Source organism: Vibrio sp. OPT18 (genome assembly GCF_015163615.1).
In the GTDB taxonomy this organism is placed as follows: Bacteria; Pseudomonadota; Gammaproteobacteria; order Enterobacterales; family Vibrionaceae; genus Vibrio; species Vibrio coralliirubri.
In genome coordinates this window covers 35,469-57,780 of record NZ_JADDYK010000018.1, presented here as the reverse complement: position 1 = coordinate 57,780, position 22,312 = coordinate 35,469, and the positions used below count along the sequence as shown (strand labels likewise).

The following is a 22,312-nucleotide window of genomic DNA, read 5'->3' as shown; positions in this document are numbered from 1 at the left end:
GCTATAAGGTTGTTATATAGCTTGGTGGAATGGTGTTTTAATGTGAAAAAAGAATGACATTTTCCTTGTCATGCGGCAGATTTGTGTGATAACACTAGAGATGTAGACATTTACTGAAGACAATAAACGAGAAAACTCGAATATTATGATTTTTAACGCTCGCATTTACGCACTGATTAACCTGATTATCGTAGTCATTATTAAGACTGCGCGGGGGCGAGTGGGAAGAAAGTAACCACGAATTAGAAAAAACCCCCGCACTGACAAGTCCGGGGGTTTTTTCTAATTTAAACATTCGATTTTTATATTTTTGAGCATTTTCGGCTTTGCCGATTTACAGGAAGAATGGGAGCACAAGATGTGCAGAGACAAAGGAAACAGTTACCAAAATAAAGGTAATACGGGAGAATTCCGATGAAAGGCGCAGAACTAGTCGTATCCGCACTCAAGCAACAAGGAATTGAGACCGTATTTGGTTACCCAGGTGGTGCCATCATGCCAATCTACGATGCACTCTATGACGGCGGGGTTGAACATATCCTATGTCGCCATGAGCAAGGCGCTGCTATGGCCGCGATCGGCATGGCTCGAGCAACACAAGATGTCGCTGTTTGTATGGCAACGTCTGGCCCAGGTGCTACCAACCTAGTCACTGGCCTTGCTGATGCCTTTATGGACTCTATCCCAATGGTTGCCATCACAGGCCAGGTTGCAAGTTCCCACATTGGTACCGATGCATTCCAAGAAATGGATGTGATTGGTATGTCTCTGTCATGTACAAAACACAGCTACCTAGTAACTGATATTGAAGATCTAGCTCCAACGCTCGCTGAAGCGTTTGTGGTAGCAAAGTCTGGCCGCCCTGGCCCGGTTATCGTCGATATCGCTAAAGATGTTCAACTAGCCGAAGCTCCTGTTAACGCTCTTCCTGAATTTACTCCACCCGCAATTCCTGTTGCGACAACTGATGCCATTGAACAGGCACAGTACTTTTTGTCTCAAGCAACCCGTCCTGTTTTATACGTAGGTGGTGGTGTTCAACTTGCTAAAGCAACCGATGCGGTTCGTGAGTTTTTACGCCTTAACCCAATGCCAGCAGTAAGCACACTGAAAGGTTTGGGGACTATCGAACGTGATGACCCACACTACCTTGGTATGCTGGGTATGCACGGCACCAAAGCTGCTAACCTTGTGGTTCAAGAGAGTGACCTACTGATTGTTGTTGGTGCTCGTTTTGATGACAGAGTAACAGGCAAACTCGATACCTTTGCGCCGCATGCTAAGGTTATCCATATCGATATCGATGCCGCTGAGTTCAGCAAACTGCGTCTTGCCAATGCGCCAATTCGCGGTGACATCAACAAGATCATGCCTCAACTAGAGCTAAGCCAAGACATCTCCTCTTGGGTCCATCACTCTGAAGGCCTTCGTAGCTCATTCAAATGGCGTTACGACCACCCTGGTGATCTGATTTTTGCTCCACTGCTATTGAAGCAACTTTCAGACATGATGCCAGCAAGCTCTATGGTTTCGACCGATGTGGGCCAACACCAAATGTGGGCAGCTCAGCACATTCAGCCGCGCGATCCACAGAACTTCATTACCTCTGCCGGTTTAGGCACCATGGGCTTTGGCTTGCCAGCTGCAATGGGTGCATCGGTTGGGCGTCCTGATGACCAATCTATACTTATCTCTGGTGACGGCTCGTTCATGATGAACATTCAAGAGCTTGGCACATTGAAGCGTCGTCAGATCCCAGTGAAGATGGTACTGCTTAATAACTCTCGTTTGGGCATGGTTCGCCAATGGCAATCGCTGTTCTTTGATGGCCGCCACAGTGAAACTATCTTGGATGACAACCCTGACTTCGTGATGCTTGCGAAAGCGTTCGATATCCCGGGAAAAACCATCACTCGTAAAGAAGAAGTAGAACCCGCATTGAAAGAGATGCTAGAGAGTAAAACCGCTTACCTACTTCATGTTCTTATCGATGAAGAAGAAAACGTATGGCCACTAGTACCGCCAGGTGCTTCAAACAGTGAGATGTTGGAGAACACATAACATGAAAAGATACCTATTAGACATCAAAGCCGATGATAAGCCTGTACTACTAGAGCGTGTTCTTCGTGTTATCCGCCACCGTGGCTTCATTGTTAAGCAAGTTGCGGGCACTCAAAACCACGAAAGCAAAGTGGCGAGTGTTGAGATCATCGTAGACAGTGACCGTCCGATCTCGTTCTTGGTAAACCAAATCGAAAAGCTGTGGGATGTGCGTACCGTTGACGTTATCTCGATCAGCCGTAATGAACTGCCAAACAACAACTTACAACAAAAGATAAACGCATAAGGAACCGTAAACATGACAGCTAAAACAGCAGACTATATTTGGTTTAACGGTGAGATGGTTCCTTGGGCAGAGGCGAACGTTCACGTCTTGACTCACGCAATGCACTACGGTACTTCGGTGTTTGAAGGTGTTCGTTGCTACAACACACCAAAAGGGCCGGTTATCTTCCGTCACCCTGAGCACGCTAAGCGCCTAAAAGATTCAGCAAAAATCTACCGCTTCCCTATTCCTTACACAGAGGAAGAAATTATGGAAGCGACTCGCGAAACGCTACGCCAAAATAAGCTAGAGTCAGCGTACATCCGCCCTCTAGGTTTCGTAGGTAACGTTGGTTTGGGTGTCTGCCCGCCAGAAAACACTGAGATGGAGCTAATCATCGCTGCTTTCCCTTGGGGTTCTTACCTAGGCGAAGAAGCGCTAGAAAACGGCGTTGATGCGATGATTTCTAGCTGGAACCGTGCCGCTCCAAACACTATCCCAACCGCAGCAAAAGCCGGTGGTAACTACCTATCTTCACTACTGGTTGGTGGTGAAGCTCGCCGTCATGGTTACGATGAAGGCATCGCACTGAGTGTTGATGGTTACCTTTCAGAGGGTGCAGGTGAGAATATCTTTGTGGTACGTAACGGCGTACTATCAACGCCACCAGCGACCAGCGCAATTCTGCCGGGTATCACTCGTGATTCGATCATGACACTAGCAAAAGACATGGGTTATGAGATCCGTGAGGAGAACATTGCTCGTGAAGCACTATACCTTGCCGATGAAGTATTCATGACAGGCACAGCTGCCGAAATCGTTCCGGTTCGCAGCGTAGACAAAATTACAGTAGGTGAAGGCAAACGCGGTCCTATCACTGAAAAAGTTCAAGCGGCTTACTTTGGTTTATTCAATGGCACGACTGAAGATAAGTGGGGCTGGTTAGATTATGTTTACCCAGCAGACCAAACTTCAGCAAACCAAACGCAAACAACTAAGTAAGCAACAGCCAAATATTTTATAAGGATTTAAGCAATGCCAATCTATCGTTCAGCAACGACTACCCACGGACGCAACATGGCTGGTGCGCGCGCTTTATGGCGTGCAACTGGCGTTAAAGATGATGACTTCGGTAAGCCGATCATCGCGGTTGTAAACTCGTTCACTCAATTTGTACCAGGCCACGTTCACCTTAAAGACATGGGTCAACTGGTTGCGGGTGAAATAGAGAAAGCGGGCGGTATCGCTAAAGAATTCAACACCATCGCAGTCGATGATGGTATCGCAATGGGCCACGGCGGCATGCTGTACTCACTGCCATCACGTGAGCTTATCGCGGATTCAGTAGAATACATGGTCAATGCACACTGTGCTGATGCAATGGTGTGTATCTCTAACTGTGACAAAATCACTCCGGGAATGATGATGGCAGCAATGCGCCTTAACATCCCAGTGATATTTGTATCAGGCGGTCCAATGGAAGCAGGTAAAACTAAGCTTTCAGATCAAATCATCAAGCTCGACCTTGTTGACGCGATGATTCAGGGTGCCGATCCAACCATTTCTGATGAGCAAAGTGAGCAAGTAGAACGTTCAGCATGTCCAACCTGTGGTTCATGTTCAGGTATGTTCACTGCAAACTCAATGAACTGTCTAACAGAAGCACTTGGTCTATCTCAGCCTGGTAACGGTTCTATGCTCGCGACGCACGCAGACCGTGAAGAACTGTTCATCAATGCCGGTAAGCGCATCGTTGATCTAACCAAGCGTTATTACGAGCAAGACGACGAGTCAGCACTGCCACGCAACATCGCAAACCGCGCAGCCTTTGATAATGCAATGGCGCTAGATATCGCGATGGGTGGTTCAAGTAACACAGTACTTCACCTTTTAGCGGCAGCTCAAGAAGGTGAGATTGATTTTGATATGGGTGATATCGACGAGATGTCTCGCCGCGTTCCACACCTATGTAAGGTTGCGCCTTCAACACCTAAATACCACATGGAAGACGTTCACCGTGCTGGTGGCGTAATGGCTATCCTAGGTGAGCTTGATCGTGCAGGTCTACTGAATAACCAAACTCGCACCGTGCTTGGTCTAAGCATGCAAGAGCAACTTGCGCAGTACGACATCATTCAGACAGAAGACGAAGCGGTGCTTAAGTTCTTCCGTGCTGGCCCTGCGGGCATCCGTACAACTAAAGCTTTCTCACAAGATTGCCGTTGGGATCGTCTTGACGACGATCGTAAAGAAGGTTGTATTCGTACTAAAGAAAACGCATTCAGCCAAGAAGGTGGCCTAGCGGTACTTTCAGGTAACATCGCGGTTGATGGTTGTATCGTTAAAACAGCGGGTGTTGATGAAGAAAACCTTAAATTCCAAGGCCCTGCAATCGTATTCGAAAGCCAAGATACGGCAGTAGATGGCATCTTAGCGGGTAAAGTAAAAGCCGGCGAAGTGGTTGTTATTCGTTACGAAGGTCCTAAAGGTGGTCCGGGTATGCAAGAGATGCTTTACCCAACGACTTACCTAAAATCGATGGGGCTAGGCAAGTCTTGTGCTCTACTGACTGATGGTCGCTTCTCTGGTGGTACATCAGGCCTGTCTATCGGTCACGCTTCTCCAGAAGCAGCAAGTGGCGGTGTGATTGGTCTAGTGAACACTGGCGATATTATCACTATCGACATCCCTAGCCGCTCAATCACACTTGATGTGCCAGAAGCAGAGCTAGAAGCTCGTCGTGTTAAACAAGATGCACTGGGTTGGAAACCAGAAAACCGTCAGCGTGAAGTGTCATTCGCACTGAAAGCTTACGCGAGCATGGCAACCAGTGCCGACAAAGGCGCAGTGCGTGATAAGTCTAAGCTTGAGGGCTAACTATGAGTGACGACACCTCCAGCCCCCAAAAACAAACTGGCGCAGATTATCTGCGTCAGATCCTGAGAGCGCCGGTTTATGAAGCGGCAATCGTGACACCTCTGCAGGATATGCCACGTTTAAGCGCGCGCATTGGTAATCAGGTTCAGCTTAAACGAGAAGACCGTCAGCCGGTGCACTCGTTCAAGCTACGTGGTGCCTACAACATGGTATCAAGCCTTTCTGAACAACAGAAAGCCGCAGGTGTGATTGCTGCATCGGCAGGTAACCATGCTCAAGGTATGGCGCTGTCCGGTTCTAAGCTTGGTATTCAGACCACGATTGTGATGCCAAAAACGACGCCGGATATCAAGGTTGATGCGGTACGCGGATTTGGTGGTAACGTGGTTCTGCACGGCAGTAATTTCGATGAAGCAAAAGCGGAAGCGGAACGCCTATCGGCTGAACATGGCTTCACCTTTGTACCTCCTTTCGATCACCCACTGGTGATTGCAGGGCAAGGTACTATGGGCATGGAGATGCTGCAGCAAAACGGTCACATGGATTATATCTTTGTGCCGGTTGGTGGTGGTGGCTTAGCCGCTGGTGTTGCAGTGCTTATCAAACAACTGATGCCAGAGATTAAAGTGATTGCGGTAGAGCCTGAAGACTCAGCTTGCTTGAAAGCAGCACTGGATGCGGGTGAACCAGTGGTACTGGATCAGGTCAGCATGTTTGCTGATGGTGTTGCGGTTAAACGCATTGGTGAAGAAACCTTCCGTCTTTGCCAACAGTACATTGATGGTCATATTACAGTCTCTAGCGATGAAATCTGCTCTGCGGTAAAGGACATCTTTGAAGACACCCGTGCAATTGCCGAACCTTCAGGAGCACTTGCTCTGGCAGGTCTTAAGAAGTTTGCTGAACAAAACCAACTGCAAGATAAGCAACTGGCGACGGTCTTGTCTGGTGCTAACACCAACTTCCACGGTCTGCGTTATGTCTCTGAGCGTTGTGAATTGGGTGAGAAGCGAGAAGGTCTACTTGCGGTGACTATTCCAGAACGACAAGGGGCATTCCTAGAGTTCTGTAATATCATTGGTGGTCGAGCGGTGACTGAGTTTAACTACCGCCACAACGACGAAAGCCTCGCGAATATCTTCGTTGGTGTACGTCTACAAGGTGGCCAAGAAGAACTCGAACACATCATCAACGACCTACGCGAGGGCGGCTACCCAGTTGTCGACCTGTCTGATGACGAGATGGCAAAACTGCACATTCGCTACATGATTGGCGGTAAACCATCGAAACCTCTTAAAGAACGTCTGTACAGCTTTGAGTTCCCAGAATACCCAGGTGCATTGATTAAATTCCTTGATACCTTAGGTACCCACTGGAATATCAGCCTGTTCAATTATCGTAACCACGGTGCCGACTACGGTCGTGTATTGTGTGGCTTTGAGCTTGATGATGATGATTTGGCTCAGTTCTCGACACATTTACGAGAACTTGGCTATCAGTGTAAAGATGAAACCGATAACCCTTCCTACAAGTTCTTCTTGTCTTAAGAGTTAACGACCGAATCAAAAAAGAGCGAGTATTTACTCGCTCTTTTTATTGGTGCTGATTCAACTTAAGCTTGAAAAGGATCTTTTTGTAAACAGATCATTAGATCGCCTTACGATGATCCAACCAATCTTGGTGAAGTTGCTCACTCGATCCTAGGTACTTCACCATCCATTCGATCAGTTTATGGTTATCGTCTTTTCGCCACACCAAACAACAATGACTCTGCGGGCTCGGTTCAGGCAGTATTTTTTCCACCAGCAAGCCTTGTTCGATAATTGGCGCGGCAATGTGCCTCGGCATATAACCCACCCCTACTCCATTTTTAAGACATTCAATTGCGCTATACCAGTTGGGTAACAACAGGCGTCGTTGATTTGAGTAATGGCCTGTGTGTCGCTTAGGAAGCACGCTGGAGGTATCATCCAAACAGATCGCTGGATATTGACTGACAAAGGCTTCATTGAGGTTTTGTTCTCGCACACAAGGGTGACTGGGTGACATTACAAATGCCCAATCTAACCGCCCCATATCCTTAACTTCAAAGTCACCGCCAACCGGAATCGCCGAAGTGGCGCCAATTACGATATCCGCTCTGCCCTGAGCAATAGCTTCCCAAGAACCGTTAAACACTTCCATATTGATCTGCAGTTCAGCGAACTCAAAGGTTTGATAAAACTCTTCAATCATCGGCTTCATCTTGTCGAGCTTAACCACGTTATCAAGGGTTAGACGTAGGGTTTTCTTCCAACCACGTGCAGCGCGGCGAGTTTGTGCACTGAGTTCTTCCATCTGCCTCAGTAACGCACGAGCCTCTTCAATGAACAATTCACCTGCCGGTGTCAGCTCTACTTTTCTTGGTAAACGTCTGAAAAGTAGAACATCCAGTTCTTGCTCAACCTGCCTAACACCGTAGCTGATCGCCGATGGTACTTTGTGCAATTGTTCTGCCGCCGCAGTAAAACTGCCTAAGCGAGCTACCGTATCGAGCATTTCTAAAGAGGATTTAGAGAACATAAGCCTTCAAATTTTTTGATTGATAACCACATATTTTAGCGTTTTATTTTATCAGGTCTGAAAAATAGAATGTCAGCATAAATAAACAGGGGCTTTCACTTCTGTATATCAAACAATTTTTTTGATGATAAAAACATCACTATCTTTAGCTTAATGGCATCTTATGAATATTTCTAAATTTCAATTGGTCTACCTTGCAGTTCTTTCAATGCTTGGCTTTATTGCGACCGATATGTACCTTCCTGCATTTAAGGCAATGGAAGTTGATTTCGCAACCGGCCCAGAGCAGATTGCTCTGTCTTTAACGGTATTCCTTGGCGGTATGGCAATGGGTCAGCTTCTTTGGGGCCTAGCGAGTGACAAGTATGGTCACCGTAATACGTTGGCTGTTGGTCTTGTTATTTTTACCGCAGCTTCATTCGGCTTAGCATTCAGCACCGAGGTATGGCACCTACTGACACTGCGATTCATTCAAGCGATCGGCGTATGTGCTCCAGCGGTAATCTGGCAAGCAATGGTTATCAAGCGTTACTCGCAAAGCAGTAGCCAGCAAATTTTTGCAACCATCATGCCTTTGGTTGCACTATCTCCTGCACTAGCACCTCAGCTAGGTGTGTTACTGGCGGATAGCTTTGGCTGGCACAGCATCTTCATCACATTAACCTTGATGGGAGCACTGCTAGTGGCGACAACAATGGCTCAACCAAAAGAAGCGCCTGAAGTAAAACAGACATCGATTAAGACAGACATCAAGATGTTGCTTAAATCAAAGCCTTACATGGGTAATGTTTTAATGTTTGCATCAGCATCGGCAGCATTCTTCGCTTACCTAACGGGTATGCCAGAGATCATGGCTCAACTAGGTTATGAAGCAAAAGACATCGGTTTGAGCTTTATCCCACAAACAATCGCGTTCATGGCGGGTGGCTACTTCGGTAAGCAAGCGGTGAAGAAATATGGCGATGGCGTTGTACTAAGAAACCTTATCGGTTTGTTCAGCGTAGCGGCGATGCTTATCTTCATCGCATCACAGTGGGAATTGACGTCAATCTGGCCTCTACTTGCGCCTTTCTGTTTGATTGCTGTCGCAAACGGCGCACTTTACCCAATCGTAGTAAACCGTGCCCTATCAAGCGCTAAACAGAGCCCAGCAACAGCCGCTGGTCTACAAAACAGCTTGCAAATCAGTATCAGTGGCCTATCAAGTGCATTGGTCGCGGCAATGGCTAGCCAAGCACTAAGCGCAACGGGTATCGCGGTTGTGATTTGCTTGGGTGCATTGTGGGTTGGCTACATTGTTTCGAACAAAGAGCTTTCTGAACACTTCGCGACACCAGACAACTCTCGAGTGGTCGCTGACGAGAAACAAGACTAATTTCTGGATTAACGAAAACAAAAAAGAGCGAGTAATCTCGCTCTTTTTTATATCTAAATTCAGCCTTTGCTTATAACGATTTCGAAGCCGCTTCACCGTCAACAATTTCTAACGCTGGCGCTTTATGGCGGCTGTATTCATCATAGTTAACCACTCGGCTGCGACCCATATCTTTCGCCATGTACAGAGCATTATCGGCCATCTTAACCAGAGACTCGGTATCAGAGGCTGGCTTAGGATACGTGGCCACACCAATTGAAACTCCAAGCTGCCCTAGCGATAGGCCTTTGTGCTCAAGGTGCATTGAACGCACCGCATCACACAAGGTTTGACCAAACTCCGTCGCTTCTTGCATTGAATAATGTGGAAGCAGTACCGCTAACTCCTCACCACCGAGCCGGCAAGCAATCTCGTCTTCGCTGACACTCTGTTTGAGTAGCGCACTGATCTCTTTCAATACGAAGTCACCTGCATCATGACCAAAGTTGTCATTGAAGCGTTTGAAGTGATCCAAATCGAGCATCAATAGCGATAATGGCTGCTCGCTGGTGGCCGAATTCATTGAGTGTTCTTCCAGTTTTTGTTCGAAGAAACGACGGTTGAATAAACCTGTCAGCGGATCGCTTAATGCTTGCGAGCGAAGCTTCTCTTGCAGGCTCAGGTTAGCTAATGCTAAGCCTAAGTGCTCGGAAACACTGAACGCCAATTGCTCGGTAATGGGATCTATCTTGATGTCACCAACACCGAAATAAAGGTGCATGATGCCGATGGTGTTGCCGTGTGCTGTCAACGGAATACACAGGGTTTGGTTGTTTTCCATCTCATGCATGTGACCACAGGTTAACGAGTGGAAATCATCATTCGATTGATGTGCACGTCCTTTACGCAGTGACCAGCACTCTTCTGGAGCAAAGCTCGCACTTCCCGGCCAAGTCTCTCCCCAATCGAGCTGAGTGATCAACTGATTACGCGATGCACGCATCAAAGAAACACTGCCGTTCACGTTACCAAGAATTCTCGGCAAGATATCCGACACGATCTGTTGGGCTTCCACCATGTTGTTACACGCGGCAAGCATATTCGCGAGGCGGTGCATCAACTCAATTTCGTGGGTTCGTTGGCGAATGCGTTCATCTTGCTTCTTCTGTTCTTCTTCCACTCGATGAACAATTTGGCGATTACTCACGTAAGAGGTGCCGATCAAGAAGCTCAAACTCAGTAACACCATACCAACCAGAATCCCCATCAATTGGAAGTTCATCTGTTTCAGTTGATGCATTGGCGAAGAGATCACGATAACGAAATCTCGCCCGTTAACGCTCTCTTTCATCGAATAGTAGATTCGGTCGATGGAGGTAACGGTACTAAAACGGACATCACTGCCAGTACCTTGTTGAAGGGCTTGCTTGAATTCGGGGCGGTTACCGTGATTTTCAACTCTAGCTAGTGCATGGTCTGAAAGATCCGTATCACCAATCACGACACCATCGGGACTGATCACTTGGATTCGGAGTCGAGTGTTGGCTTGCGTTAAGTCTCCGATGTAATCATCGACATCCATATCAGCTGTAAATAGCTGACTATCCTCACGAATTTCATAGATAACGTCTGACATCAAAGAGACAAGATGATCACGCTCATTCTCAACAACCAGCTTTTCCAACGTTACATAAAAGCCATAGAGACCTATTAACATTGAAAAAGACAAAATAATGATCGGCAATGTTTGCCATTTCTTTTCAACCAATATCACCGTACATCAACCCATTTATACCGAACCACTGCCCGAATATTAACAATCTATTAAAAAAATACAATTGCCAAATTGATTATTTTGTTAGCAGTGAGTGACCGATACAAAAAAGCCAATAGCGATGCTACTGGCTTTCTTAAGAATATCTTTTGAACGTTAGAGATTATTTCTTAGTTGGACGTTTCCAATCAGCAATCTTACGTTCTTTCGCACGGCTGATAACCAGCTCATTTTCAGAAACATCGCGTGTTACTGTAGAGCCAGCTCCAACGGTAGCACCATTACCAATCGTAACAGGCGCTATTAATTGGCTATCTGAACCAACGAACACGTCGTCGCCGATGATGGTCTTAAACTTATTCGCACCATCGTAGTTACAAGTAATTGCACCCGCACCCACGTTTACGCGCTGACCAATTTCAGCATCGCCTAGATACGTTAAGTGGTTCGCTTTAGAACCTTCACCAAGGCGAGTGTTTTTCACTTCGACAAAGTTACCAACGTGCGAGTTATTACGCATGTCAGCACCAGGACGTAAACGAGTGAAAGGACCAACCGTACAGTCTTCACCAACTGTTGCACCTTCAATCACGCTGTATGGGCGAACAATGGTGTTGTCATCGATCTCACAGTCTTTCAATACGCAGCCAGTGCCGATAACCACGTTATCGCCAATGCTGACGCTGCCTTCGATGATAACGTTAGTATCAATCTCAACGTCCATACCGCACTGCAGTTCACCACGCAGATCAAAGCGGCTTGGGTCGCGTAGCATTACGCCTTGCTTCAATAGTTTGTCTGCTTGCTCAGCTTGGTAAGCGCGCTCTAGACGAGCCAGTTGAGAGCGGTCGTTTACGCCTTCCACTTCAATCGGGCTTATTGGGTGTACCGCTTCAACTGCACGACCTTCGTCGTGAGCCGCTGCGATAACGTCAGTCAGGTAATATTCACCCTGTGCGTTGTCGTTACTTAGGCCAGACAACCAACGCTTGAGATCGCCACCAGTCGCAACCATAACGCCAGTGTTGATCTCTTTGATAAGCTTCTGCTCATCTGTTGCATCTTTCTGCTCAACGATAGCCACAACAGGGCCATTACGACGAATAATACGTCCGTAACCCATCGGGTTGTCTAACACGACAGTAAGTAGCGCGATGCCACCGTTTGGTTGAGCGTCTAATAGGTTTTCAATGGTTTCAGGTGAGATAAGAGGCACATCACCGTAGAGCACCAATACTTTTTCATCATCAGCGAAATGTGCAGATGCTTGATCCACAGCGTGGCCTGTGCCGAGCTGTTCAGCTTGCAGTGCCCAGTTTACAGATTCTTCAGCTAAGGTAGCCTTCATCTGATCACCACCGTGGCCGTAAACCAGGTTGATGTTTTGAGCGCCTAGACCATTACATGTATCGATAACATGCTTCACCATTGGCTTACCCGCAAGTGTGTGCAGAACCTTTGGTGTGTTTGAATACATGCGAGTGCCTTTGCCCGCCGCGAGAATTACCGCGCTAAACTTCATTGTAAACCTATCCAACGTTATTTTTATTAAGCCGATATTGTAACCGTTTTTGGGCAAAAAATTAAATCGCAATAACCATTTAACCAGTAGTGATACGTAAAAGAAGCATTTTTGAGAATCTAAAAATGCAAAAAGGCGACCCTTAGGTCGCCTTTATCTCAGAGTCTATAATCTTAAAAAGATTAACGACGCTGTTTTGTCAGTTCGATAACTCGTAACTGAGCAATGGCTTTAGCCAGTTCACCGGCCGCTTGTGCGAAGTCTATGTCGCCATGCTGATTTTGGATATTCTCCACAGCCTTGCGTTTAGCTTCTTCCGCCTTTGCTGCGTCTAGCTCTTCACCACGGATAGCTGTATCAGCCAGTACAGTCGCTGTACCAGGCTGAACTTCTACCATACCACCAGAAACATAAATGATTTCTTCGTGGCCGTGCTGCTTAACAATACGCACCATACCAGGCTTGATAGCGGTTAGCAGTGGAGTATGACCATGGAAAATACCAAGCTCACCCTCACTACCGGTCACCTGAAACGTCTCAACAAGGCCTGAGAAAATTTGTTTCTCTGCACTTACAACGTCTAGGTGAAAGGTTATTGCTGCCATATCGCCTCCTAGTTAGCCTTATAGCTTCTTAGCATTCTCGATAGCTTCGTCAATTGCACCACAGTACATGAACGCTTGCTCTGGAATGTCATCGTATTCACCAGATAGAAGACCTTGGAAGCCACGTAGAGTCTCTTTAAGAGGTACGTAAACGCCTGGGTCACCTGTAAATACTTCCGCTACGTGGTAAGGCTGAGTTAGGAACTTCTCAATCTTACGAGCACGAGATACAACTTGCTTATCTTCTTCAGATAGCTCGTCCATACCTAGGATAGCAATGATATCTTTCAGCTCTTTATAGCGCTGAAGAGTAGACTGAACGCCACGAGCGATGTCGTAGTGCTCTTGTCCAACTACCAATGGATCCAGTTGACGTGAAGTAGAATCTAGCGGGTCGATCGCTGGGTATAAACCCATAGATGCGATGTTACGGTTAAGTACAACCGTTGCATCCAAGTGAGCGAACGTTGTTGCTGGAGACGGGTCAGTCAAGTCATCCGCTGGTACGTATACCGCCTGTACAGACGTGATAGAACCAGATTTAGTTGACGTGATACGCTCTTGTAGAACACCCATTTCTTCAGCCAGTGTAGGTTGGTAACCTACCGCAGAAGGCATACGACCTAGAAGTGCTGATACTTCAGTACCTGCTAGTGTGTAACGGTAGATGTTATCAACGAACAGTAGAACGTCACGACCTTCGTCACGGAAGCGCTCTGCCATTGTTAGACCAGTCAGTGCAACACGTAGACGGTTACCTGGTGGCTCGTTCATCTGACCGTAAACCATCGCTACTTTTGATTCTTCAGGTTTTTCGATGTTTACAACACCTGCTTCCTGCATCTCAAAGTAGAAATCGTTACCTTCACGAGTACGCTCACCTACACCTGCAAATACAGATAGGCCTGAGTGTTGAAGTGCGATGTTGTTGATAAGTTCCATCATGTTAACGGTCTTACCTACACCAGCACCACCGAATAGACCGATTTTACCACCCTTAGCGAATGGACAAATCAAGTCGATTACTTTAACACCAGTTTCTAGAAGAGCTGTCTCGTTAGACTGCTCTTCGTAGCTTGGAGCTTCACGGTGAATGGCGTAATGCTCTTCAGCACCAATCTCGCCACACTCATCAATCGCGTCACCTAGGACGTTCATGATACGACCCAATGTCTTAGTACCTACTGGTACTGAGATTGGAGCGCCAGTATTTTCAACTGTCAAACCACGACGTAAACCATCAGAGCTACCCATTACGATTGCGCGAACTACGCCACCGCCAAGTTGTTGCTGAACTTCAAGAACTAGACGTTCTTGTACTTCATTAACATTCAGAGCGTCGTATACACGAGGTACTTCACCCTGTGGGAACTCTACGTCGACTACCGCACCGATGATCTGTACGATCTTACCTGTAGCCATCGTTAATCCTCTAACTATTTAGTTTTACCTAAGCTTAAACCGCAGCTGCGCCTGAAACGATCTCAGAAAGTTCTTGTGTAATCGCCGCTTGACGCGCTTTGTTATACACAAGTTCTAAGTCATCAATAATGTCACCAGCGTTATCTGTTGCTGATTTCATTGCAATCATTCGAGCCGCTTGCTCACAAGCAAGGTTCTCAACCACACCTTGGTACACTTGAGATTCGACATAGCGAACCAATAGTGCATCTAGTAGTGGTTTTGGCTCGGGCTCATAAATGTAGTCCCAAGAATGACTGCGTTTCATTTCTTCGCTGTCTGATTTAGGCAAAGGAAGTAATTGATCGATCGTTGGTTCTTGAACCATAGTGTTTTCAAACTTGTTGAACACTACGAACAGGCGATCTAATTCGCCTTCATCATATTTCTTCAGCATAACGCTTACAGAGCCAATCAAGTCTTCAAGGCTTGGACGATCGCCCAGACCAGAAACTTGAGCTGCTACTTTCGCGCCGCTGTTGTTGAAAAATGCTGTCGCTTTTGAACCTACAATTGCAAGTTCAACGTCAGCACCTTTCTCAGACCAATCTTTCATGTCGTTCATGGCTTTTTTGAACAAGTTAATGTTCAAACCACCACAAAGACCGCGGTCTGTAGAAACGATGATGTAACCAACACGTTTGGCTTCACGTTCCTCAAGATAAGGATGCTTATACTCGAGGCTACCATTAGCCAAATGACCGATCACTTTACGCATTGTTTCTGCATATGGACGAGTAGCTTCCATTGCGTCTTGAGAACGACGCATTTTTGAAGCTGCTACCATTTCCATTGCTTTCGTAATCTTCTGTGTGCTTTTAACACTACCGATTTTATTACGTATCTCTTTTGCGCCGGCCATCGTTACTCTCCGTTAATGGTATGAGGTGGCCCTAAGACCACCTACCAATTACCAGGTCTGGGTTGCCTTGAAATCGTCAACAAGCTTCTTCAGCTCAGCTTCGATTTCTTTATTGAAAGCACCCGTTGTGTCGATCTGTGTTGCTAGATCGGCATATTGACCACGAGCAAACGACAGTAAAGCAGCTTCAAAGTCTAGAACTTTAGAAAGTTCAACGTCTTGAAGGTATCCACGCTCTGCAGCGAAGATTACTAGAGCTTGGTCAAATACAGACATAGGAGCGTATTGCTTCTGCTTCATCAGTTCTGTAACTTTTTGACCGTGGTCTAGCTGCTTCTTAGTCGCTTCATCAAGATCCGAAGAGAACTGGGCAAATGCTGCAAGTTCACGGTATTGAGCTAGAGCAGTACGGATACCGCCAGATAGCTTCTTGATGATTTTAGTCTGCGCCGAACCACCTACACGAGAAACTGAGATACCTGGGTCAACAGCTGGACGTACGCCCGCGTTGAATAGCTCAGTTTGTAGGAAGATCTGACCATCAGTAATCGAGATTACGTTCGTTGGTACGAATGCAGATACGTCACCAGCTTGCGTTTCGATGATAGGTAGAGCAGTTAAAGAACCAGTCTTGCCTGTCACTTCACCGTTAGTGAATTTTTCTACGTATGCTTCGCTTACACGAGCAGCACGCTCTAGTAGACGAGAGTGAAGGTAGAAAACATCACCTGGGAACGCTTCACGACCTGGTGGACGCTTAAGTAGTAGCGAGATTTGACGGTAAGCTACAGCTTGCTTAGATAGATCATCATAAACAATCAGTGCATCTTCACCGCGATCACGGAAGTATTCGCCCATCGCACAACCAGCATACGGTGCAAGGTATTGCAGCGCTGCAGATTCAGAAGCAGATGCAACAACAACAACAGTGTTTGCTAGTGCGCCGTGCTCTTCTAGTTTGCGAACTACGTTAGCAATAGTCGACGCTTTTTGGCCGATAGCTACGTAGATAGAGAAAATACCAGAATCTTTTTGGTTAATAATCGCATCGATCGCCATTGCTGTTTTACCAGTCTGACGGTCACCGATTACTAGTTCACGTTGACCACGACCGATAGGGATCATTGAGTCAACTGACTTGTAACCAGTTTGAACAGGTTGATCTACCGATTTACGGTCGATTACACCTGGTGCGATAATTTCTACAGGCGAAGTCAATTTAGCTTCGATTGGACCTTTACCATCAATTGGCTCACCTAGCGTGTTTACAACACGACCAAGCATTTCAGGACCTACTGGTACTTCTAGAATACGACCAGTACCTGTAACTTTCATGCCTTCCTGTAGGTCAGCATACGGGCCCATTACAACAGCACCAACCGAATCACGGTTCAAGTTTAGTGCTAGAGCGTAACGGCCACCCGGTAGTTCGATCATTTCACCTTGCATCACGTCCGCTAGGCCGTGGATGCTAAGGATGCCATCGCTTACAGAAACGATAGTACCTTCATTGCGAGCTTCACTAACAACGTCGAAAGATTCAATACGTTGTTTAATTAGATCGCTAATTTCAGTGGAATTAAGTTGCATGCTCCAATCCCCATTAAGACTGCAATGCATCGCTCAGGCGGTCTAAACGACTGCGCGCTGAGTTATCGATGACTAGGTCTCCGGCTCGAATAATAACTCCACTAAGTAGAGTCTCATCTATACTGCAATTCAGCTGAACTTTGCGCGCTAAGCGCTGTTCCAATTTGCTGCTGATCTCTGCGCGTTGTTCTTCAGAAAGTTCTACCGCTGAAGTTACTTCAACGTCGATCTCTTTCTCATACTCTTTTTTGAGTATAAAGAACTCTTTACAAACATCAGGAAAAGCCATTAAGCGGCCATTCTCTGCCATCACTTTAATTAAGTTCTGACCGAATTCATCAAATTGTTCGCCACAAATTACAATGAATACTTCAGCTAATTTTTCAGCAGTCATAGAACCGCTTAATAAATTATGAACATCATCATTTTGTGCCACTTCGGCAGCAAAAGTAAGCATCTGACCCCATTGGTCTAGCTCACCTTTATCTACCGCAAAGTCAAACGCTGCTTTAGCATAGGGGCGTGCGATTGTAGTCAAATCAGACATATACAGCCCCTTGCTTTAAAGTTTTGCAGTAATGTTGTTAAGAAGATCATCGTGTACATCTTTATCGATTGTACGCTCAAGGATTTTCTCAGCACCAGCTATAGCCAGAGTTGCGACTTGTTTGCGCAGGTCATCACGGGCACGTGTACGCTCTGCTTCAATTTCTGCTTCAGCTTGCGCTAAGATTTTCTGGCGTTCTGCCTGAGCTTCTTCGCGTGCTTCATCAATAATTTGAGCTTTACGTTTGTTTGCCTGATCAATAACCTCAGTTGCAGTGCGCTTTGCTTCTTTCATTTGCTCAGAAGCGTTGGCTTGTGCCAGGTTCAAGTCTTTAGCAGCGCGTTCAGCGGCTACTAGACCGTCAGCAATTTTTTTCTGACGTTCTTCAATTGCTTGCATGATTGGTGGCCATACATATTTCATGCAGAACCAAACAAACAATGAAAAAGCAATTGCTTGACCTAACAGAGTTGCGTTCATATTCACAACAGCTACCCCTCGTTAAGAATCAACTACAAAAATTTAATTAACTATTGAGAGTTAATTAGCCTGCTAGTTGACCAACAAATGGGTTAGCAAACGTGAATAGTAGTGCGATTACGATACCGATCATTGGAACAGCATCCAGTAGACCAGCGATGATGAACATCTTAACTTGTAGCATTGGAGCCATTTCAGGTTGACGCGCAGCGCCTTCTAGGAATTTACCACCAAGAATAGCAAAACCAATTGCAGTACCTACGGCACAAAGACCAACAATAATAGCAACAGCGATTGCTGAAAAACTTAGTACAGTTTCCATTTACGTTCTCCGATTAACATTAATAGTTAGAATAAAGCTTAAAAATTTTTTTTAGTGATCACTATCTTCATGAGCCATTGATAAGTAAACGATTGTCAACATCATGAAAACAAACGCTTGAATCAAAATAACCAAGATATGGAAGATAGCCCAAGGTAGTGCACCTACCCATTGTAAGTACCACGGTAGCATTGCCGCGATAAGAATAAACACCACCTCACCCGCAAACATATTACCAAATAAACGCATACCTAGAGATAGTGGCTTCGCTAATAACGAAATTACCTCAAGTACCAAGTTAAATGGAATCATGATTGGGTGATTAAATGGATGCAGTGCCAATTCTTTAGCAAATCCGCCTAGACCTTTCACTTTGATGCTGTAGTAGATCATCAGAGCAAAAACACCTAAAGCCATTGCCATTGTTATATTTACATCAGCTGTAGGAACCACTTTCAAGTAAGGGATACCTAGCCAATGCTCTGCAGGATATGGTAAGAAATCGATAGGCACTAAGTCCATCAAGTTCATTAATATAATCCAGCAGAATATAGTCAGTGCTAGTGGGGCAATCAGAGGGTTGCGGCCATGGAAAGTTTCTTTAACGTTGTCACCAACGAATTCCACTACCATTTCAACAAAACACTGAAGCTTACCAGGTACACCTACTGTTGCTTTCTTAGCGACTGAGCGAAAAACCCAAAGGAATAACATCCCTGTCAACACCGAAAAAAACAGACTGTCTATATGTACGTTCCAGAAACTTGTCTCCTCTACAAGACCAAACTTAGCTAAAGAAAGGTTTTGTAAGTGGTGCTCAATGTATCCGGATGCTGTTGGCGCAGCCATAACTCATCCTATTTTTTATTGTTAATGAAAAGCACTGGCGCAAAGATATTAATACCTAGAACCAGTAAATAGGTCAGTTTGAGGGGAACTAATTCCACCTGCATATACATGTAGACAATAGAGAATAGTAGAACTGTGATAAGGATTTTTAGCGCTTCGCCTGCATAGAACGACGCCGCAACTAACTTAGTTGCACGAGCTCCACTAAATAGGAAAGCACACACACAAAAAACTGCATTTGCGATGACAAAAATACCGCCACCGATTAATGCAGCAAAACCCCAATCAGGATTAACAGCTAAACCTAACCCTATCGCCACTAATATAACCGCGCTAAGCTCGATCAATAACATTTGCTTTGCAAGCACTCGTCCTGGTCTTGCTAACGCCGCTACCATGTATTCGTTCCTCTTTTAAGCCTTCTTTACTACTCGCTTAAAAGCGTGCTGAGAAATTGGCGAAAATTATACGTTCAGCCAAATTGATTGCAATAACAATGCAGCAATCATTTACATTTTTGTATACAAACCTACAACTTTTGTACGAAATTACTTGTTTATTACATAATTGACCTAAATCAATTATCTCATTTAGTACTCTAGTTTAGCAATAAGTTGCTCTAATTTGTGAGGCTCATCAAGAGTAATTGTCACTTTTGACTTACCGCTAACAGAACGAGTAACTGAAACGTTTGCTTGCAATTTTTCCGTGAGTCTTCGTGAAAGTTCGATAGCTTCTGTGTCTTCAGGCTTCGATTCACCTTCAACGTCTGGTTTTAAGCACTTTTTGACAAGTTGCTCAGTTTGACGCACGGTCATTTTTTTGGTTGCCGCAGTGTTTGCTGCTTCAACCTGGGTACCACCTTCAAGCGCAAGCAGTGCTCGAGCATGCCCCATTTCCAGTTGTTTATTGAAAACTAAACCTTTTACTTCATTTTCGAGCTGATTTAGACGTAATAAGTTACTCACCGTTGCTCTCGATTTACCGATAACATCAGCGACTTGTTGGTGTGTCAGCTCAAATTCGTTCTGCAGGCGCTCTAGCGCTTGTGCTTCTTCGATAACATTCAGGTCTTCACGCTGAATATTCTCAATCAATGCCATCGCGATAGCGGCCTTGTCTTCAACTCTCTTGATCAGGCATGGCACTTGTTTAAGGCCAGCTTGACGAGCCGCTCTCCAACGTCGTTCACCAGCAATAATCTCGAACTGGTCATGCGCCAGTGGGCGAACTACGATCGGTTGGATAATACCTTGAGATTGAATTGATGCAGCCAGTTCTTCTAGCGCTTCAGGCGCAATATCCTTACGCGGTTGATATACACCAGGCTTCAAGCAACCAACAGCCAGTTCGATAAGCTCACCATCAGCCGACAACGCCTGACTATGAGAAGCAACTTGCTGTTTTTCACGAGCCAATGAGCTAGTTGCAAGCAATGCATCTAGCCCTTTTCCTAAACCACGCTTAGACATTGAGCGAATTCCTTTGGTTGGACCTATACTGGGACTTCTTCACGACGCAACATTTCGCCTGCAAGAGCAAGATAAGCCTTAGCTCCTGCGGAATATTTGTCGTAGTACATTGCTGGCTTGCCGTGACTCGGGGCTTCTGCCAGACGCACATTTCTAGGGATCACAGTTCGGTAGACTTTGCTACCAAAGTGTTTTTTGAGTTGATCAGATACTTCGTTCGATAAGCGGTTGCGAGGATCGTACATAGTACGCAGAAGACCTTCGATCTTCAGGTTCTCGTTTACAACAGCCGCTAGCTTACTGATGGTATCCATCAATGCAGTCAAACCTTCCAAAGCAAAGTATTCACATTGCATAGGAACCAATACGGAGTCAGCCGCAGCCATCGCGTTGATTGTAAGAAGGTTTAATGAGGGTGGGCAATCAATAAAGATGAAATCATAGTTATTGCGAATGGATTCGAGTGCGTTTTTTAAACGAACTTCACGAGCAAACACTTCCATCAGCTTGATTTCTGCCGCAGTAACATCGCCGTTCGCAGCGATGAGGTCATAATTGCCAGATGTACTCCGGCAAACCACCTCATCAAATGGGGTGTCTTCAACCAACAAATCGTAAGCAGTTGCTTCAACTTGATACTTGTCGACACCGCTCGCCATAGTGGCATTACCTTGAGGATCGAGGTCAACAACCAATATCTTGCGTTTTGTTGCCGCCATTGATGCTGCTAAATTAATGCAAGTTGTTGTTTTTCCTACGCCACCCTTCTGGTTGGCAATTGCTACGATTCTACCCACTATGGCCTCGCTGATTATCCCTGACGCGATAAAGTAACTAGATGACGCTCTCCATCAAGCTCTGGCACTTGCAAAGCTTTAATGTCTGTCACTGAACACCATTCAGGTAACAGGTCGATTTCGTCTCTAGGATGTTGTCCCTTAAGAGCCAAAAATACACCGGATTGCTCTTTAGGTAAATGGTGACACCACTCTACCATGTCTGTCATTGACGCAAATGCACGACTGAGCACTGCATCAAACTTTTCTTCTGGTTGAAATTCTTCAACGCGACTTTGAACTGGTACCACGTTGTCGATACCCAGCTCATGAATCACCTGTTTGATAAAACGAATACGCTTACCTAGGCTGTCTAGCAAGTAAAACTCGCAGTCTGGATTCATGATTGAGAGCGGAATCCCAGGAAGACCAGGTCCCGTGCCCACATCGATAAAGCGCTTACCTTGTAAGTGAGTGCTAACAATGATGCTATCTAAGATATGTTTCACCATCATTTCTTGCGGGTCACGAACTGACGTTAGGTTATAAGCTTTGTTCCACTTGTTCAGTAGCTCAACGTAGCCAACCAACTGGCCACGTTGTTTTTCAGATACTTCAAGTTCAGTCTGGCCAATAAGGTGATCCAGTTTTTCGCGTAATGCGCTCATTATGCTTCCTCACCTTTTTTCAACAGGCCGTGTTTTTTCAAGTAAACCAGCAGAATTGAGATTGCTGCAGGTGTGATACCTGAAATTCGCGAAGCAATACCAATTGAGTCAGGCTTAGCTGTCGTTAGTTTAAGAACCACTTCGTTAGAAAGTCCTTTTACCTTGCTGTAATCGATATCAGCAGGCAGTTTGGTGTTTTCATGACGCAGTGATTTTTCAATTTCGTCTTGTTGACGCTGAATGTAACCATCGTACTTCACTTGGA

General features: G+C 45.7%; 21 protein-coding genes and 1 pseudogene. 6 read left to right on the top strand and 16 right to left on the bottom strand.

The genetic code is table 11. The features are described from left to right. Positions 1-414: 414 nt before the first annotated feature. The 5 genes from ilvG to ilvA are packed head-to-tail and all read left to right on the top strand — an operon-like array spanning position 415 to position 6,750. Complete coding sequence (gene ilvG, locus IQQ51_RS01975) at positions 415-2,061, top strand: acetolactate synthase 2 catalytic subunit (protein ID WP_059022104.1); 1,647 nt, start codon at positions 415-417, stop codon at positions 2,059-2,061. Position 2,062: 1 nt separating this feature from the next. Then, positions 2,063-2,347: an acetolactate synthase 2 small subunit gene (ilvM, locus tag IQQ51_RS01970; protein WP_017055442.1), complete on the top strand. Its 285-nt coding sequence runs from the start codon at positions 2,063-2,065 to the stop codon at positions 2,345-2,347. Between the two features lie 12 nt (positions 2,348-2,359). Continuing rightward, the gene (locus IQQ51_RS01965; protein WP_193840200.1) at positions 2,360-3,328 is read left to right on the top strand and encodes a branched-chain amino acid transaminase; all 969 of its coding nucleotides are present in this window, start codon (positions 2,360-2,362) and stop codon (positions 3,326-3,328) included. Positions 3,329-3,361: 33 nt separating this feature from the next. After that, entirely contained in the window at positions 3,362-5,203 is a 1,842-nt protein-coding gene (gene ilvD / locus IQQ51_RS01960) for a dihydroxy-acid dehydratase (RefSeq protein WP_102249181.1), read from the top strand. 2 nt (positions 5,204-5,205) lie between these two features. Continuing rightward, positions 5,206-6,750: a threonine ammonia-lyase, biosynthetic gene (ilvA, locus tag IQQ51_RS01955; protein WP_193840199.1), complete on the top strand. Its 1,545-nt coding sequence runs from the start codon at positions 5,206-5,208 to the stop codon at positions 6,748-6,750. 100 nt (positions 6,751-6,850) lie between these two features. On the opposite strand, the gene punR is transcribed toward ilvA, so the two are convergent. Beyond that, positions 6,851-7,765 (bottom strand): DNA-binding transcriptional activator PunR, encoded by a 915-nt coding sequence (gene punR / locus IQQ51_RS01950; RefSeq protein ID WP_050711649.1) that lies wholly within the window; start codon positions 7,763-7,765, stop codon positions 6,851-6,853. 163 nt (positions 7,766-7,928) lie between these two features. On the opposite strand from punR, the gene punC reads away from it, so the two are divergent. Next, entirely contained in the window at positions 7,929-9,140 is a 1,212-nt protein-coding gene (gene punC, locus IQQ51_RS01945; protein ID WP_017063021.1) for a purine nucleoside transporter PunC, read from the top strand. Positions 9,141-9,210: 70 nt separating this feature from the next. Here the strand turns inward: punC and IQQ51_RS01940 are convergent, their stop codons facing one another. The 15 genes and pseudogenes from IQQ51_RS01940 to gidA all read right to left on the bottom strand — a co-directional run. Then, entirely contained in the window at positions 9,211-10,836 is a 1,626-nt protein-coding gene (locus IQQ51_RS01940; protein WP_193840198.1) for a sensor domain-containing diguanylate cyclase, read from the bottom strand. 220 nt (positions 10,837-11,056) lie between these two features. Further along, positions 11,057-12,415 carry a bifunctional UDP-N-acetylglucosamine diphosphorylase/glucosamine-1-phosphate N-acetyltransferase GlmU gene (gene glmU, locus IQQ51_RS01935; RefSeq protein ID WP_193840197.1) on the bottom strand — a complete coding sequence of 453 codons (1,359 nt, stop codon included), beginning with the start codon at positions 12,413-12,415 and terminating at the stop codon, positions 11,057-11,059. A gap of 182 nt (positions 12,416-12,597) precedes the next feature. Next, a complete protein-coding gene (locus IQQ51_RS01930; RefSeq protein ID WP_004735742.1) occupies positions 12,598-13,020 on the bottom strand; it encodes a F0F1 ATP synthase subunit epsilon in 423 nt (140 codons plus the stop codon). Between the two features lie 18 nt (positions 13,021-13,038). Further along, positions 13,039-14,442 (bottom strand): F0F1 ATP synthase subunit beta, encoded by a 1,404-nt coding sequence (gene atpD / locus IQQ51_RS01925; RefSeq protein ID WP_048610850.1) that lies wholly within the window; start codon positions 14,440-14,442, stop codon positions 13,039-13,041. A 34-nt stretch (positions 14,443-14,476) separates the two neighbouring features. Then, complete coding sequence (gene atpG, locus IQQ51_RS01920; RefSeq protein WP_016794171.1) at positions 14,477-15,343, bottom strand: F0F1 ATP synthase subunit gamma; 867 nt, start codon at positions 15,341-15,343, stop codon at positions 14,477-14,479. A gap of 48 nt (positions 15,344-15,391) precedes the next feature. Then, the gene (gene atpA, locus IQQ51_RS01915) at positions 15,392-16,933 is read right to left on the bottom strand and encodes a F0F1 ATP synthase subunit alpha (RefSeq protein WP_010433235.1); all 1,542 of its coding nucleotides are present in this window, start codon (positions 16,931-16,933) and stop codon (positions 15,392-15,394) included. Between the two features lie 13 nt (positions 16,934-16,946). Beyond that, entirely contained in the window at positions 16,947-17,480 is a 534-nt protein-coding gene (atpH, locus tag IQQ51_RS01910; RefSeq protein ID WP_009848122.1) for a F0F1 ATP synthase subunit delta, read from the bottom strand. Positions 17,481-17,495: 15 nt separating this feature from the next. Then, positions 17,496-17,966, bottom strand: a complete 471-nt coding sequence (gene atpF / locus IQQ51_RS01905) for a F0F1 ATP synthase subunit B (protein ID WP_010433231.1) — start codon at positions 17,964-17,966, stop codon at positions 17,496-17,498. 58 nt (positions 17,967-18,024) lie between these two features. Beyond that, positions 18,025-18,282, bottom strand: a complete 258-nt coding sequence (gene atpE / locus IQQ51_RS01900) for a F0F1 ATP synthase subunit C (protein WP_004411110.1) — start codon at positions 18,280-18,282, stop codon at positions 18,025-18,027. Positions 18,283-18,333: 51 nt separating this feature from the next. Beyond that, positions 18,334-19,131: a F0F1 ATP synthase subunit A gene (atpB, locus tag IQQ51_RS01895; RefSeq protein WP_017632650.1), complete on the bottom strand. Its 798-nt coding sequence runs from the start codon at positions 19,129-19,131 to the stop codon at positions 18,334-18,336. Positions 19,132-19,139: 8 nt separating this feature from the next. After that, a complete protein-coding gene (locus IQQ51_RS01890; RefSeq protein WP_017058798.1) occupies positions 19,140-19,529 on the bottom strand; it encodes a F0F1 ATP synthase subunit I in 390 nt (129 codons plus the stop codon). 192 nt (positions 19,530-19,721) lie between these two features. Next, complete coding sequence (locus tag IQQ51_RS01885; protein ID WP_050649812.1) at positions 19,722-20,603, bottom strand: ParB/RepB/Spo0J family partition protein; 882 nt, start codon at positions 20,601-20,603, stop codon at positions 19,722-19,724. A 23-nt stretch (positions 20,604-20,626) separates the two neighbouring features. Beyond that, positions 20,627-21,400, bottom strand: a complete 774-nt coding sequence (locus IQQ51_RS01880) for a ParA family protein (protein ID WP_019825554.1) — start codon at positions 21,398-21,400, stop codon at positions 20,627-20,629. Between the two features lie 14 nt (positions 21,401-21,414). Beyond that, positions 21,415-22,047 carry a 16S rRNA (guanine(527)-N(7))-methyltransferase RsmG gene (gene rsmG / locus IQQ51_RS01875; protein ID WP_017058801.1) on the bottom strand — a complete coding sequence of 211 codons (633 nt, stop codon included), beginning with the start codon at positions 22,045-22,047 and terminating at the stop codon, positions 21,415-21,417. Next, positions 22,047-22,312 (bottom strand): annotated as a pseudogene (gene gidA / locus IQQ51_RS26555) (tRNA uridine-5-carboxymethylaminomethyl(34) synthesis enzyme MnmG); the annotation flags it as partial. The pseudogene gidA and the gene rsmG, both read right to left, overlap by 1 nt.